The organism is Synechococcus sp. CS-1328 (genome assembly GCF_025128095.1).
In the GTDB taxonomy this organism is placed as follows: Bacteria; Cyanobacteriota; Cyanobacteriia; order PCC-6307; family Cyanobiaceae; genus CBW1002.
The window spans coordinates 1-14,695 of the sequence record NZ_JAHLYT010000013.1; the positions used below are offsets into that span (position 1 = coordinate 1).

Annotated in this window: 15 protein-coding genes, 1 tRNA gene and 1 pseudogene; 8 read left to right on the top strand and 9 right to left on the bottom strand. The window is 64.8% G+C overall.

The features are described from left to right. The 3 genes from KQ310_RS02155 to KQ310_RS02165 all read right to left on the bottom strand — a co-directional run. The coding region (locus tag KQ310_RS02155; protein WP_259720163.1) for a DEAD/DEAH box helicase at positions 1-558 on the bottom strand (558 nt) is incomplete at its 3' end. An 83-nt stretch (positions 559-641) separates the two neighbouring features. Then, entirely contained in the window at positions 642-2,405 is a 1,764-nt protein-coding gene (locus KQ310_RS02160; protein ID WP_259720150.1) for an ATP-dependent DNA ligase, read from the bottom strand. 40 nt (positions 2,406-2,445) lie between these two features. Next, on the bottom strand, positions 2,446-3,072 hold the full coding sequence (locus tag KQ310_RS02165) for a flavin reductase family protein (RefSeq protein ID WP_259720151.1): 627 nt from the start codon (positions 3,070-3,072) through the stop codon (positions 2,446-2,448). A 62-nt stretch (positions 3,073-3,134) separates the two neighbouring features. Between KQ310_RS02165 and KQ310_RS02170 the strand changes: the two genes are divergently transcribed. After that, positions 3,135-3,581 (top strand): TspO/MBR family protein, encoded by a 447-nt coding sequence (locus KQ310_RS02170; RefSeq protein ID WP_259720152.1) that lies wholly within the window; start codon positions 3,135-3,137, stop codon positions 3,579-3,581. Between the two features lie 37 nt (positions 3,582-3,618). Here the strand turns inward: KQ310_RS02170 and KQ310_RS02175 are convergent, their stop codons facing one another. Continuing rightward, complete coding sequence (locus tag KQ310_RS02175) at positions 3,619-4,446, bottom strand: hypothetical protein (protein WP_259720153.1); 828 nt, start codon at positions 4,444-4,446, stop codon at positions 3,619-3,621. A gap of 23 nt (positions 4,447-4,469) precedes the next feature. Next, positions 4,470-4,925: a DUF393 domain-containing protein gene (locus KQ310_RS02180; protein ID WP_259720154.1), complete on the bottom strand. Its 456-nt coding sequence runs from the start codon at positions 4,923-4,925 to the stop codon at positions 4,470-4,472. Positions 4,926-5,015: 90 nt separating this feature from the next. Between KQ310_RS02180 and KQ310_RS02185 the strand changes: the two genes are divergently transcribed. From KQ310_RS02185 to KQ310_RS02200, 4 genes are all read left to right on the top strand, one after another. Further along, positions 5,016-5,399 carry an efflux RND transporter periplasmic adaptor subunit gene (locus KQ310_RS02185; RefSeq protein ID WP_259720155.1) on the top strand — a complete coding sequence of 128 codons (384 nt, stop codon included), beginning with the start codon at positions 5,016-5,018 and terminating at the stop codon, positions 5,397-5,399. A 63-nt stretch (positions 5,400-5,462) separates the two neighbouring features. Next, the gene (locus KQ310_RS02190) at positions 5,463-5,684 is read left to right on the top strand and encodes a hypothetical protein (protein ID WP_259720156.1); all 222 of its coding nucleotides are present in this window, start codon (positions 5,463-5,465) and stop codon (positions 5,682-5,684) included. A gap of 285 nt (positions 5,685-5,969) precedes the next feature. After that, entirely contained in the window at positions 5,970-6,902 is a 933-nt protein-coding gene (locus tag KQ310_RS02195; RefSeq protein ID WP_259720157.1) for an ABC transporter permease, read from the top strand. Between the two features lie 10 nt (positions 6,903-6,912). Further along, positions 6,913-7,734, top strand: a complete 822-nt coding sequence (locus KQ310_RS02200; RefSeq protein WP_259720158.1) for an ABC transporter ATP-binding protein — start codon at positions 6,913-6,915, stop codon at positions 7,732-7,734. Positions 7,735-8,023: 289 nt separating this feature from the next. Here KQ310_RS02200 and KQ310_RS02205 read toward each other — a convergent pair whose 3' ends face one another. Together KQ310_RS02205 and KQ310_RS02210 are read right to left on the bottom strand one after the other, a co-directional pair. Next, on the bottom strand, positions 8,024-9,040 hold the full coding sequence (locus tag KQ310_RS02205; RefSeq protein ID WP_259720159.1) for an SDR family NAD(P)-dependent oxidoreductase: 1,017 nt from the start codon (positions 9,038-9,040) through the stop codon (positions 8,024-8,026). A 16-nt stretch (positions 9,041-9,056) separates the two neighbouring features. Continuing rightward, positions 9,057-9,160 (bottom strand) — tRNA-OTHER (locus KQ310_RS02210). A 524-nt stretch (positions 9,161-9,684) separates the two neighbouring features. Between KQ310_RS02210 and KQ310_RS02215 the strand changes: the two genes are divergently transcribed. From KQ310_RS02215 to KQ310_RS02225, 3 genes are all read left to right on the top strand, one after another. Then, the gene (locus tag KQ310_RS02215) at positions 9,685-10,932 is read left to right on the top strand and encodes a phthiocerol/phthiodiolone dimycocerosyl transferase family protein (protein ID WP_259720160.1); all 1,248 of its coding nucleotides are present in this window, start codon (positions 9,685-9,687) and stop codon (positions 10,930-10,932) included. Positions 10,933-11,519: 587 nt separating this feature from the next. Next, a complete protein-coding gene (locus tag KQ310_RS02220) occupies positions 11,520-12,188 on the top strand; it encodes a hypothetical protein (protein WP_259720161.1) in 669 nt (222 codons plus the stop codon). A 1,076-nt stretch (positions 12,189-13,264) separates the two neighbouring features. Beyond that, on the top strand, positions 13,265-13,915 hold the full coding sequence (locus KQ310_RS02225; protein WP_259720164.1) for a bifunctional 2-polyprenyl-6-hydroxyphenol methylase/3-demethylubiquinol 3-O-methyltransferase UbiG: 651 nt from the start codon (positions 13,265-13,267) through the stop codon (positions 13,913-13,915). A 115-nt stretch (positions 13,916-14,030) separates the two neighbouring features. Here KQ310_RS02225 and KQ310_RS02230 read toward each other — a convergent pair. Together KQ310_RS02230 and KQ310_RS02235 are read right to left on the bottom strand one after the other, a co-directional pair. Then, positions 14,031-14,425: pseudogene (locus tag KQ310_RS02230) on the bottom strand (IS5/IS1182 family transposase); the annotation flags it as partial. An 87-nt stretch (positions 14,426-14,512) separates the two neighbouring features. Further along, the coding region (locus KQ310_RS02235; RefSeq protein WP_259720162.1) for a hypothetical protein at positions 14,513-14,695 on the bottom strand (183 nt) is incomplete at its 5' end.

Here is a 14,695-nt window from a genome sequence, read left to right on the forward strand (position 1 = left end):
GGGGGCGCGCGCCGCCTCCTCAAGGTTGCCGATCGTGGCGCTGATCGCCCAGGTGCGCAGCCCCGGCCGCTGACGGCGCAGCCAGCTGAGACAGAGCTCGCTCTGGCTGCCGCGCTTGCTGCCGATCAACTCGTGCCATTCGTCGAGCACCACTGCATCCAGCCGAGCGAACAGCATCGCGGCCTTCTGGTTCGCCAGCAGCAGCGACAGGGACTCAGGCGTGGTGATCAGGATCTGGGGCGGGATGCGCAGCTGACGGGTCCGCTCACTGCTGCTGGTGTCGCCGTTGCGGATGCCGACCCGCAACGGCCAGCCCATCTCCTCGATCGGTTCGCGGATGGCCAGCGCCAGATCGCGGCTGAGGGCCCGCAGCGGCGTGAGATAGAGGAGGCGAATCCCGGGAGCCAGGCCATCTCCGCCGGCGGCTTCCGCCTCGGCCAGCAGCTGGGCGATCGGGCCCATCACCGCCGCGTAGGTCTTGCCGGAGCCGGTGGGAACCTGGATGAGGCCACTGCGGCCCTGCAGATCGGCGGTCCAGCACTGCCGCTGGAATGGCATCGGCCGCCAGCCCCGCTGGCTGAACCAGGCCTCGATTGGTGCCAGCAGGGCACGGTGGCTGCGGTTGTTCCGTTCCACCGGGGTCAGGACGGATCGGACTGGGCCTGGTCGGACTGGCACGGATCGGGCTGCCCCGGATCGCGCTGGCCAGAATCGGGCTGATTCTGGAGCAGGCGCCACGCCGTAGCGAGGCTGTCGGCTTCGGCGGCGGGTTTGTCGCGACGCCAGCGGGCGATGCGGGGAAAGCGCACGGCGATGCCGCTGCGGTGGCGGCGGGAGGGCTGCAGACCTTCGAAGGCCAGCTCGAACACCTGCTCCGGCGCCACGGCTCGCACCGGCCCGAATCGCTGCAGGGTGTGGCTGCGGATCCAGCGGTCGAGCTCGGTGATCTCGGCATCATCGAGGCCGGAATAGGCCTTGGCAAAGGTGACCAGCTGGCCGGCATCGCCGCTGGGATCGGCGGGATCCCGCTCCCAGAGACCAAAGGTGTAGTCGGTGTACAAATTGGCGCGGCGGCCGCTGCCGGCCTGGGCGTAGAGCATCACCGCATCGAGGCGCAGCGGTTCCTTCTTGTGCTTCCACCAGTGGCCCCGCCGCCGACCGGCCAGGTAGGGCGAAGCGGCGGCCTTGAGCATCAGACCCTCCGCACCGGCGGCGGCGGCCTGGTGCCGCAATGGTTCAAGCCCGTCCCAGTCATCGAAGGGCAGCAGGCTGGAGAGGCGCAGGAGCCCGGCTGCGGGGGTGGGTGTCGCCGCAGCGACCTGCCGGTGCAGAGCCTCCAGGGCGGCGCGGCGGAGGCGCAGGGGTTCGGAACGGCAATCGCGGCCCCCCTGTTCGAGCAGGTCGTAGGCCACGAAGGCGGCGGGGCAGTCCGCCAGGATCGATCGGCCCGGTGCCTTGCGGCCGAGGCGGCGCTGCAGCTGGGCGAAGGGGGCCGGGCGATCGGCGTTCAGCGGCCAGACGATCACCTCACCGTCGAGCACGGTGCCATCGGGAAGGCTGTCCGCCAGGGCGATCAGCTCGGGGAACACCGGATTGATCAGCTCTTCGCCGCGGCTCCAGAGGAAGCTCTCGCCAGCGCGACGGATCAGCTGGCCGCGGATGCCGTCCCATTTCCACTCCACCAGCCAGTCGGTCGGGGAGCCCGGCAGAGGTGGGTGCGTGCTGGTCTCCAGCGGGGAGGCCAGGAAGAAGGGATAGGGGCGGCTGCTGCAGGCGCCGCCGGCGTCGGCTGGAGCCAGCAGCTGCGTCCAGGCGGCGGCACCGGGCTGGAAGCCGCCCATGAGGCGGTGGGCCAGCAACGGCTCCTCGAGGTCACTCAGCAGGGCGAGCGCCCGGATCACCAGGCCCTGGGCCACACCGACGCGAAAGCCACCGGTGAGCAGCTTGTTGGCCACCAGGAGCTCCTGGGGCTGCAGCTGCTGCCAGAGGGCCTGCACGGCAGCCGCCTGTGGCTCGCCCTCCAACCCGGCAAGTCCCGGCAGCAGCTGCTCCATCCAGTGGGCGAGGGGGAGGGCCATGGGAGGGAGAAGATCCGTGGGATCCGAGGCGGGTGGTGCGGCCTGGTCCCAGAGCAGGGCAATGGTTTCAGCGGAATCACCCACCTGGGCGTGGCAGTCGTCGAACAACCAGTCCGGCAGGCCGGTGCCCTCCAGACAGATCTGGCGCAGGCGGCGACCGGTGATCAGCCGGCGGCGCTGCTTGCCGAGCAGGCAGTGCAGCGCCCAGGCCGCATCGGCGGGTGAACGGGCAGCGGTGGCGCGGAAGTAGGCGGCCAGGGCCTCCACCTTGGAGCGGGTGGCGGTGGTGTGATCGAGTTGGGCGAACAGGGCCACGAACGCCTGCATGCCGGGCCGATGGAAGCGCCGCCATCCTGGCGGATCCGGATCAACCCAGCCTGGGACGCTGCAGCTCAAAGAGCTCGCCCAGTTTGGTATAGGCATTCAGGGCCAGTTTCCCAACGGGGCGGAGCGCTTCGGGCGAGGCCATCCCAGAATCCGTCAGGCAGCGGCTCTGCACATGGATCATCACGATGCGGCCGAGGGCCATGGTGAAACGGGTGCCGGGCACGGGGATCAGATCGATGCAATCGCATTCCATGCAGGCCGCAGCGGCCTCAATCCGGGGGGCCGCGATGCGGCTGCAGGCCACGGCCCGGAGCCCCGCCGCCTCGAATTCATTGATGCCCGGGGCATAGTCGGCGGCGGTGATGTTCATCGATTCCACCAGCGCTTCCTCCACCACATGCACCGCAAAACAGCCGGTCTGGCGGAGATTGCGCAGGGTGTCTTTCTCGCGATCCCGGTGGGCACCGATCGACACCATCAGCACCGCCGGCTGATCACTCAGGGCATTGAAGAAGCTGAACGGCGCCAGATTTGGCTGGCCGTCGCCACTGACGCTGCTCACCCAGGCGATCGGCCGGGGCACCACCAGGCTGGTGCAGAGCCGATACAGGGCGCCGCCATCAAGGCTGTCTGGATCGATGGAGCGAATCGGCGCGGGCTCGGCCATGCAGCGCACCTGGCGTATTGACGGGAACGATGCTGCAGCCTGGGGGAGATCGGAGGAAGGCAATGCTGGCTGCACTGGTGATCCTGGCCGTGATCGTGGCCGTTGGGGCGCTGCTCAATCCGTCGCGCGCGGAGTTCCGATGGTTTCTGCAGTTACGACGGCCGACCTGGCTCACCTTTGAGCGATGGATCCCGCTGATCTGGCTGGTGATCTACCTCTGCTTCTACGGCTCGGCCCTGCTGGTGTGGCAGGCAACGGCCAGCGTTGGCACCATGGCCGGCTTCCTGGTGCTGCTGCTGCTGGTGCAGAGCTACACCTGGGTGATCTGTCGTACGCGCCGGCTGCGAAACGGCACTGCCGTTGGCCTGGCGGGCTGGATCTGGGGCGTGGGTTTGGCTGCCGTCGTGCTTCCGGTGTCGCGGCCGGCGGCGCTGCTGTTGGTGCCCTTCCTGCTCTGGAGCCCGGTAGGCACCTTCGTGACCTGGCGGATGGAGCGGCTGAATCGCTGAGCATCAACTCCAGCAGCGCTTCAACTCCAGCAGCTCTTCAGCTCCACTGATACCAGCGGGCGATGCCCAGGCGTTCGGCCCAGGCGTCAATCACCTGGCGATCCGGATCGCTCTCCTCCGTGGCTTCGGCCGCATCAGATGTCGAGGCCTGGGCGAGCTGCAGCAGCTCGGTGCCCAGCTCCTCCCAGGCACTTCCCCGATACGGAAGCGAGAGTTCCGGCAGGCCGCTGAGGGTTGCGGCATGGATCGCGTAGGCGGCATCCATGGCCCGGTTGGCCTGCAGCACCAGGGGAGGCATGCGCCGATCCATGCCCAGGGCCAGGCCCTCCGCCAGGTCCTGGCATTGCTGCCGCAGGAAAGCGTCCTGGCGGCTGCGCAGCCGGGGCATCTGCTCAGACAACCAGCGATCCACCGCCATCGCCGGCGGCACGGTGCGTAACTGGCTGAGGGTGGTGGTGTACAGATTCAGCCCCACCCGGCGCTGCTGAGCCAGCGAGAGATCCTTGTTGCGTCGCTCCGCCTCGCTCACCAGCCGCTCGCGCGCCTCCCGCCGCGGCTGCATCGCCAGTTGCTGCTCGCCGGGAGCCTGAAGAACGCGCAGGAGCTGCACCGCCTCCATCGCTACCAGATAGGGGGTGGCCTCGTGGGTGTTGTCCTTGTAGAGAATGCGATGCACCGGATCGGCGTCGCTGGCGGGCAGCAGGACCGACTGATCCTCCAGATCCGACACCCAAAGGGCCTGCAGGGGCACTCCGGCCGCCTGTTCCACCTGATCGAAGAGATCACCCAGGTCGCTCAGCCAGGTGGGGAGCTCAAGAGTGGCTGCCGCAGAGGTGGCTGCGTCGGGTGTGGCTGCATCGGTCATCGGATTCCTGAGCGCCCAAGGATCTACCGCTGGCCATGCTGCATCAGCGACACCGACGGCCCATCAGGATCCACGGGCAGACCTCTCAGTGCGAGGGCAAGGCGCCGGCCCAGCAGCAGCAACGGATAAAGGCGCCGGCCCCGATCCGATCGCCGAAACAACGGACCCAGCACCTGTAGCAAGGGGGCGCTGGGGCGCACGCGCTCGCAGATCCAGGTGATCGCCTCAGCGCCATGCAGCACCTGCTCCCCCTGCAACAGCATCGCCCCATCCCGCAGATGGAAGCCTCGCTCTGCCAGCCGGTGCCGCAGCTCCGCAGCGGCGCGGCCATCGACGATACGCAGACCGGGAATTCCGCCGCGCAGCTCGCTGAGGACGGCGAAGTGACTGCAGAACGGACAGCCTCCGTCGTAGACGAGCACCGGATCGTCCAGTCCTGTCGCGCCCGACGGCTCCTGAAGGACGCGGGTCGGGGTCATGGCCGGTCACAACGATGGATCCTGTGCGTCACAGTCTGGTCACCCTGGCTAGGGAGGGTGGTGGATGCAGACCCTCCGTTCTCCCTTCCCTTGGGTCCACCGACCCTCACACCAAGCCGCACTGGGATCAGGAAGCGCCTGCCGCTGATCGCCCTGTTGACGGTGGGCCTGGCCTGTGGCGGCTGGCTGCTGTGGCAGCAGAACCGGCGCTCGCAGGAGGAGCGTGCGCTTGCTGCCCAGACCACCGCGGTGCAGCAGCGCGCGATCGCGATCCGCGTCACGGCAGCGGGATCGATCCGGCCGATCACGCCCGTGAACATCAGCCCCAAGCAGCCTGGGCGCGTCAGCCAACTGCTGGTGGATCAAGGGGATCGGGTGGTGGCGAGGCCAACCTCCACAAACTGCTGGCCGGCAACCGCCCCCTGGAGATCGAAGAGGGCCGGCGCAACCTCCAGGAAGCCACCGCCCAGTTAATCGCCGTGCGCTCCACCTACCGCAGCAACCAGGAGCTCTATGGGTCGGGTGCCGTGGCCCGCGTTGCCTTTCGACACCAGCCGCTCCCAGGTCCTGGCGGCAGAGGCCCGGGTCAATGCCCTGCGCGCCCAGCTGGACCTGCTCAGGGCCGGCCCCCGCCGGGAGGACATCGACACCGGCCGCGCCCAGGTCCAGCAGGCCCGCGGAGCCCTCGCCACGATCCAGGCCCAGGTGAACGACACGCTGATTCGGGCGCCATTCTCGGGGGTGATCACCCAGAACTAAACCGTTCGGTGTCCGCCGCCTCCCCCCTCGGACAACCGGCGGGCGGCGGCGGCGGCGCTCGTCTACCCCGCTGACGCTGATGCCCCACCAGCCAGCCAGCAGGAGCATTACCCCGAGGAGCCGTCAGGCGGCAGCGCCGCACCGACCGCACGGCCGCAGAACTGGGCGAAAGCGTGGTCCTGGCCTGGTCGTCGCTGCTGGCCAACCGCATGCGTTCGGCCCTCACCATGCTGGGGGTGATCATCGGAATCGCGGCCCTGATCGCCATGGTCACGATCGGCCCAGATGGCCCCGGTGCTGAGCTCCAGGGGCCAGGTGGTGCTGGCCGAGCGCAACACCAACACCTCGATCGTGGGCACCACACCCAACATCGTGGGGGTGCGTGATGTCCTGCCCCTGACCGGCCGCTTCTTCAACGAGGCCGAACTCAAGCAGGACGCCCGGGTGGCCGTGCTGGGCCAAACGGTGGTGGACAGCCTGGGGAGCACGCCGCAGGGGGCACTGGATCAACAGATCCGGATCCGGGGGGAGAGCTTCACGGTGATCGGCACCCTCGAATTCAAGGGCACCAACTCCTTCCGCGATCAGGATGATCAGGTGATCATTCCGCTCACCACGATGGCCAACCGCATCGTGGGGGTGAATGCCCAGGCCGGTGTCTCCGTGGACAGCATCTCCGTGTCAGCCCGCAGCGCCGACAGCATGGAAACGGCCCAGGCTCAGATCACCAACCTGCTGCGGCTGCGGCACAGGATCCTGCCCCCCCGAGAGGATGATTTTCTGATCCGCAGCCAGGCGGATCTGGTGAACGCCTCCAACTCGGTGGCGGGCGTGTTCACCGCTCTGCTGGGTGGATCAGCGGCGATTTCCCTGCTGGTCGGGGGAATCGGCATTATGAACATCATGCTGGTCTCGGTCTCAGAACGGACGCGGGAGATCGGCATCCGCCGGGCGATCGGGGCCCGCTCCAGCGACATCCTGCGCCAGTTTCTGATCGAGAGCATGGTGCTCTCGCTGGTGGGCGGGGTGCTGGGGGTGGCCCTCGGCGTGGTCGCCTCCCTGCTGATCAACGCCGCCTTTGGGTGGAGTGCCGGCGTGGCCCTGGATGCGGTGGGACTCTCCCTGGGGTTCTGCCTGGTGATCGGAGTGTTCTTCGGGGCCTATCCCGCCGGCAAGGCAGCGACGCTCGACCCGATCACGGCGCTGCGGAGTGATTGAGCCGGAGTGATTGACCCCTGACTGGAATCCGCCGATGGTGCAACTGAGAGCGATCACCAAGACGTATCAGATGGGTGGAGAATCCGTGGAGATTCTCCATGGCATCGATCTCACAATCCTGCGGGGAGACTATACCGCGATCGTGGGCAGCTCTGGATCCGGACAATCGACCTTGATGACCATCATGGGATGCCTGGAAAAGCCCAGCGGCGGCCACTACTACTTTGACGCCAGAGATGTGACCCTGTTAAATGATAATGAGTTGACCGACATCCGCAATTTCAGGATCGGCTTCATCTTCCAGCAATTCAATTTGCTCTCCCGGCTCACCGCCCTCGAAAATGTGATGCTGCCGCTGGTCTATGCCGGCGCCCCCAGGTCCGAACGGCGCGAGCGGGCCGAGGAGATGCTGGCGCAGGTGGGGCTGGCCGATCGCCTGGCCCATCGACCCAATCAGCTGTCCGGCGGCCAGCAGCAGCGGGTGGCCATGGCCCGGGCCCTGGTCAACCAGCCGGAACTGCTGCTGGCCGACGAACCCACCGGCGCCCTCGATTCGCGAACGGGGCAGGAGGTGATCGAGCTGATCTCCAGCCTGCATGCCCAGGGTCTCACGATCGTGCTGGTAACCCACGATCCGGCGGTGGCCCATCGCAGTGGCAGGATCGTGCGGCTTCAGGATGGACAGATCACCGGTCAATCACCTGCGCTGATTGATGGAGCGCAGGCAAGAGTTCTTTGTAGATACGCGGCGCCAAAAGGACCAACAGTGTCGACCATGTCAACAAGGATGACTTCCATTTCAGGACCATCAGCGATGGTTGGAATTCGATAGGTTCTGGCATTTTTATTGCAGACTTTGCCATCGCTTTTGCTCATCAGCAATCATCGGCACCGCAGGCAGCGACATGCTGATGTTGCCGCCGATAGTGGCAGCATTGCAGCAAGCAGGCAACTCCTCCCGCCAAAGGCAAGCAGACCGCTATCGAGGCTCTGGAGGGACGCCTCGTCCGACTTGAACAGTTGATGGTGTTGATCGCCCAGCAGGTTGGCGTGCCCCAGCACGTGATCGATAGGTTCGCGGGGTTGCGGAATAAGGGTGGGTGGTTAGTGGCCGTTCGGCATCACGGCATTCGCCTGGGGATTACTTGCTGGAGACCCTGCTCTGGCGCCATCCCCAGCAGCTGGGCGGAGAGGGTCCAGAGCTCGCGGGCCAGGTCGTCCGAGCGAGCCTCAGCACTGGGCTCGCTGGCCTCAAACCGCAATCTGCCTGGGCCCAGCACCCTGTTGGTCCAGTAGTGAAATCCAGCAGGCGACGGTGGTGACCCAGTGGCCAGGCCCGCCAGCAGGGCACCAGCTCCCCGGGGTGTTTCGGTAAGCCGCAGCAGGTCGCGGGCCACCAGGGCGAACAGGATCTGCCCGATCGGATTTTGGAGGCGGCTGTAGCGGAAGAAGCCGCCGATGCCGCGCGGGATCACCAGCCCTGGGCTCCAGGCGAGCACGGGTAAGAAGATGCCCTGCTGACGCAGCCGCCGCTCCACCTCCCGGGCCATCAGCAGGTTGCAGAGCTTGCTGTCCTTGTAGGCCTTCTCTGCATGGAAGGCACTGCCATCCAGCATCGCGCCGCCGGGCCCCTGCCGCAGCCCGGCGAGGTCAGCGAGACCGGCGGGCCGGCCCACCTTTCCGCCAGCTGTGGTGGGGTCGTGCACCTCCGAGGCGGTGACCACCAGCCGCGGCGCGGTGCCCTGCAGCAGCAGGGGCAGCAGCCGCTGCAGCAGGGCCTGGTGAGCCAGGTGGTTCACGGCGATGGTGAGCTCAAAGCCCTGCGCTGACCAGCGGGGCTCAGCTGCACCGCTGTATTGCAGGCCGGCGTTCAGCACAAGCGTGTCGATCGGCTCTGCGGCAGCCAGCAGGGCATCCGCACAGGCCTCGATGCTGGCCAGATCGGCCAGATCGCAGAGAGTGGTCTGAAGCCGGCTGCTGAGCTGGTGGCGCAGGCGATCGGCAGTGGAGGAATCCCGGCAGAGCACGGTGAGGTGATGGCCGGCCTGCAGCAGCTGGACCGCCGCCTGGAAGCCGATGCCGGAGCTGGCACCGGTGAGCAGCACATGCCGTGCCTGGCCACCTTCGGTGCTGCTCAAAGTGTGGTCATCAAGATGGGGGCAGGGGGACTTGAACCCCCACAGTGTCGCTACCTGCGGATTATGAGTCCGCAGTAGACGGACTCCTACAAGCCGGACAGGGCCAGGTGCTGAGCCCCCGGCTGATGGTCATGGCTGAGCTGCCCAGCTGCGCAGCCTCCAGCCGCCGTGAAGGTGCCTGCAGAACAGTGATCCGTAGCTCTGCCGGCGGTGGCGGTGGCCGGAGGCTGATCCAGGAGCTTGCAAGCGCAGGCTCCAGCTCAGATCCAGGGTTCACTGGTCTCGAGAGCTGAAAGACCTCGAGCAGGCAGCAACCCTCAGCGTTGAGAGCATCGAATCAAGTCGTGTCTTGTGGTACCAGCACAACGTCTCCACCGCTGGCGCTGATGAAGTGGTCCTTCCGATAGAACAACACACGGCCTCGGAGCACAACGAACAGTTCAGTGGCGCTGTGATGGCTGTAGGCCGGCACCCGATCAAAGGGGTCGTCGTTGCTGAGCCGTCCTTCCGATGGTGATCGGTTTGTGTGCCAAGTCACACCAGGTTCGGAGCCGCGAAAGCGCACGTCTCCCCCGGTGTGCTGTTCACTTCGGGTTTGGTGGCTACGACAGGCTGGGGGTTCCATGCCGCTGGAGCGGTCGCCCATGAATGTGCTCGAGCGCGCCGAATGCCTGCTGGATGCCGGCAGTTCCGGCAACATGAACTTCACGGTGATTGCCGGCTACCGCGGTCCTCTGGGTTCGGCTGGTCTGCAGCAGGCTCTGGCTGTCCTGCAGGCCGAGCACCAGCTGTTGCGCAGCACGTTGCTGTGGGAGGGGGATCACTGCCGGTTCGCGGCCTGCGCAGCGCCCATTCCGGTGACGGTGCAGCCCTGGCCAGCCAACCACGATCCGCAGGTGGCCTCCCAGGCTTGGAAGCCGGTTGCGATGGAGGCATTGCGGCAGCGTTTCAGCGGTGGCGGCGAACCGTTGTGGCGGGTCAGCTGGCTGGCGGGGGATGCGGGCGGTGAGCTACTGCTCACCTTCCATCACGGCATTGCCGATGGCCTCTCCGCCATGGCGCTGGTGCAGCGGCTGTTTGCACTGTTGGCCGCTGCCGCTGATGGCTCTGAGGCTCCGCCCCAGCCCGACTGGGATGCCGCCACCCCCGATCTCAGCCAGGCCTTCGCCAGCCCGCGGCCCGAGCCTCCTGCGGTGAGCCACCTGCCCGATCGCCAGGACGTGGGCCTGAGTACCAGCTACGGGCTCGAGCAACTCAGCGCGCCCGCCACCCAGGCGGTGATGGCCTGGACGCGCCAACGCGGCCTGCGCCTCAATGCCACCCTGCATGCCGCTTTCCTGCAGGCCCTTGTGGCAGCGGAGGTGCTGCCGGCCCAGACCACCGCCACCACCGTGGTGAACCTGCGCAACCTGGCGGCCCCGGCCCTGCCCTGGGAGTTGATGCGCCTGCTTCGCGTCTGTGTGGACACGCCGGTGGCCGTGGACCCGGAGGCGCCCCTCGAGCTCCTGGCTGGTCAGCTGCACCGGGTGCTCCAGCGCCAGCTGCAGGAGGGTGCCCCGCTGCAGGCCCTGGATGCGATTACGGCGGCTCTCGACGACGGGCCCTCGCCGCAGCAGCTCTGGCAGCGGAGCTGGCGTCAGGGCGGACTGATCACCAACCTTGGCCGCGTGCCGGTGCACTCTCAGCACGGCACCATCACTCTGCAGCGGTTGTTTTTTGTAGCCAACGTAGAGCCGGTGGCACTGCCCGATCGGCCCCTGGCGGTGCTCGGGGCCCTCACGTTCAACGAGCAGCTCAGTCTCACCTGCTTCCACATCGAGCAGCAACTCGACGATCGCGGCGCCGCAGACATACTGGCCGACATGAAGGGGCGCTTGCTCTCCCTGCGCTGAGCGATCGGCATAGCGCGGCGCGTCAGCTCGCCTGCGGGATGACGCCCTCCTCCAGACTCTGGCTGCCGGTGTCGACCCGCAGTTCCGACGCCTCGGGGACCTCATACGGGCTGGAGATATCCATGAACTCCTTAGGTACCCTTGACGACAATGGGCCGAAACAGTCCATACATTGTTTCCTCGGCATCAGGGCCACTCGTTGACATCACCGCGGGCGTTGCGTGTTCTCAGTGAGGGCGACATCGTGACGCCTGCCTCATTGGTGCAGAATAGCCACTTTCGTAAAGAGCCCTGCGCGATGCAGACAAAGGGAGCGATCGTTGTCTCACTCCTTCTACGAGAACCTACCCGCTTCTGTTCCGGGGCGTTAGATCCACAAGTGCAAAGGGGCTGATTCCGAGCTACACGTCATACCTTTCAGCGAGTTGAATGGCCAGCAATGAAGTGGACGATTCAATGTGCGCGCAAGAGCAAGCGAGGTAGACTTCCAAGTTCATATCTTGTTGGTTTCTATGCGAGCTCCACTCGCTTTTGCCGCCGCTGGCCTCTTGGCGATCAGCCTTCCTGCAGCAGGCGCCCTAGCCCAAGTGGCGATCGAGAGTCAAAGGGTCACGTTTCGATCCGGAGCCGATTCCACCCTGCTCAAGGGTCAACTCAAGGGCGACCAGACCGTCGACTACAAACTGAGGGCCGGCGCCGGTCAGACCCTGACAGTGGAACTCAAGGGTTCTAACCCGCAGAACTACTTCAACGTGCTGGCGGCGGGCACGGACACTGCTCTGTTCATCGGCAGCAGCTCCGGCAACCGCTTTCGTGGGCTCCTGCCCAGCGATGGCGACGTCAGGGTGAGGGTGTACCTGATGCGCCCAGCGGCGCGCCGCAATGAAGCCAGCACCTACAGCCTGACGATGGGGATCGGCGGTGCTCCCCTCGCCCCCGTGCCCGCTTCCCGCGATGCCCTGATCCCCGGCACTCCGTATCACGCCTCTGCGGATGTGCCCTGTGTGTCCGGGAGCAGCGGCAAGGGTGCCAGCTGCAAGGCCTCCGTGATCCGCCGGGCCAACAACAGCGCCACGGTGGTGGTCACGATCCCTGGGGGCCAGAAGCGTCAGTTCCTGTTCGTGAGGGGCAAGGCTGTCGCTTCCGATCAGCCCGAGAAGCTCTCGGTGCAGCGGCGCGGGGATGTTTCGGTGCTCACTCTGGGGGATAACCTCGAGCGCTATGAGATTGTCGACGCCCTGGTGGTAGGGGGCTGAAAACTCAGCCCTCAGGGAGGGATTGCGCAGTGAATCGCGGTGTCGTTGGGCTCTCTGCCCTTCTGCTGTCAGGATCAGGCGCTCCGGATCTCGCCATTCCCCCGCCCCCACCCGACGACGTCCGGGTCGTTAGGGTGCTTGAAGGCAACACGATCGTTGTCACCCCTTACGGCGATCCGTTCAAGGTGCGGCTGGTCTGGACGCCAAGGCAGCCCTGGAGGGCCTTCTCCAACCCGGTGCCTGGATGACATTGGCCACAGGTACCGAGACCAACGCCGGCATCGAAGAGGTCGAGATGATTCCCAAAGGGTAAACAGTGCCGGTCAATCTGATTTTTGCCAGAGGCTTGCATGGCGATGATGAACCGAATATCACTGAGTCTGTGTAACTCTGAATGCTCTAAACAGGCAGAGTAGGGCGATAATTCGAAACGACAGGGAATCTGGGGTCAAGTTCAGTAAGAACCAAATAGTGATAGTCCGAGAGCGCCCGGAGTGGACTCATAGACCTCCCGCATCATCGGCAAGAAGCTGATGTCATATAGAGGGCACCCCGAATAATCAGCAAGCCGGCTGATTGCGCTGGAATGGCGATAGAATCAGCGAAACAGACTGCATGCCAGCGGTTGAGGGTGGAAAGCCTCAGTCAGGAGAAGTTGTTTCAGCCTTCCTGTTTCCGCCAAAGTCACTCGCCCCTGCCTCCGGTTCCCTTGCCTCCAGTTCCCCTGCCCACTGGAGACACAGCCCCATCACTCGGCGCATGGGATTTCGACCGCAGCGCTGATGCAGATCCAAGTACGGCTTCCAGCCGGGAAATCTTAATCCAGCCCTGGTTCGATTGACAGCATCGAAGGACCTGATGGACTGCAGGACAGGTCCTGTCAGAATGCAGTGTCTGGATTGGGGTTGTCTGAAATTCAGATCTCCCAGCAGAATAGTTTTTGTTTTGCTGTCCGAGTGAACTTCTCCTCTGTCTCGAGGAAGATTCAGGGCAGAGGCGGAGACCTTCACAGTCTGCGCAAGCGAGGACACTTTGGCTCCCTTTTCAGTGCTGGCCAGTACTACAGAGCCTACCGAATGGTTCTGGACTCTGCACCCTTGCACCTTCCTATCCTGGACTGGGGATGTGGGAATGGCCATGTCTCCTGTTTTCTGCTGGAGGCGGGCTACTCCCAGATTCATTGCTATGCCTTCAGGCCGCCAGCTCTGATTGGCTCCGAGGCATGTCGTGATGGCCGCATGACCATTCACGTGGCCAACAAGCACCATGGCAGCAGTATCCCTCTGCCCTCCGGCTTCTTCCAGACGGTACTTTCCATCGGTGTGCTTGAGCACGTGCGGGAGACTGGAGGGACAGAGATCGAAAGCCTGCGGGAAATCAACCGAATCCTTCGAGATGGCGGCAGACTGATTGGCTACCACCTCCCCAACGCGCTTAGCCCCATTGAGGCGCTCTCCAGGCTGCTGCCTGGGAAGTATCATCATCAATATCTATTCCGCCGCAATCAGGTCGCCAATCTGTTGGATCAGGCTGGGTTTTCTGTGGAGTTCATCACCCTCTATGGAGTCCTGCCCAGGAATTTGTTCTCGGGGCCTCTCAGCTGTCTGGGAAATCAAGTTTTCTTGTGTGATTGCCTGGAGTATCTCGATCGGATTCTCTCGTTTCTCTTTAGGCCATCCTGCCAGAACTTTGCCTTTGTTGCGATAAAGCCTGGCGAACCGAAGTAACTTCCTTCTGCTCAAGCCGCCAAAGGCAGATCCACTGATTTCTTGAACATAACTCAGGCGTCATTGATCCTCTGCGACCCTCTATCACTGCTGCTGCTCAAGCTGGTGTTTCACAGTCTGCTGCTGTTGCTTTGCACGCTGCCGGCAGTCGAACTCTCCCAGTAGCGCCCATGGCCTGTGTGACGCGGCAATCGACGATCAGGTCATGGCGGTTGTCCAACCGCTACGCGGAAGTCAAGGGCTACAACACATGGCCTCGATAGCTCAGCTGCGCTGGATGGGCATTGGATTTGCGGGCCAGCCAGGCCTCTGGATCCGTGCTGGAGCGGTGGGTCTTGTACTGAGCTTGATGCCGCTAAAGTCTCCATTTGCTCGCTTCTTGCCTTCTTTGGGAGCACCGAATCCTTCGCCAGGACCTGGGGGCGGAGGCGGAGGATCCTCCTGGCCATCGATCCGCTTCAACGAAGCGTGTGACGCCCAGGCCTGTAGCAACGTGCCGTCCACTGAGAATGGGATAGATGCCTAGTTATCGCAGAGGCGGCTGGTTTTTTCAGCAAACTCTTAGGCCCCTCGCAAAGGAACGGGGGCGGAGGCGGATCAGAGGCCCTGCTTAAACTCGGTGATGGTGCCCTTGCCATCCACATTGCAGTAGCCGCTGATCTTTTTGCCGCGTATCTCCCAGTTGTAGCTCATGCCGTATTTCTTGATGTCGGCGAGGGAGGTTGTGCCTTCATCGAGGCTTTGCTTCTCCGTGGCGCCCATCGTCACAAGGGCATCAGA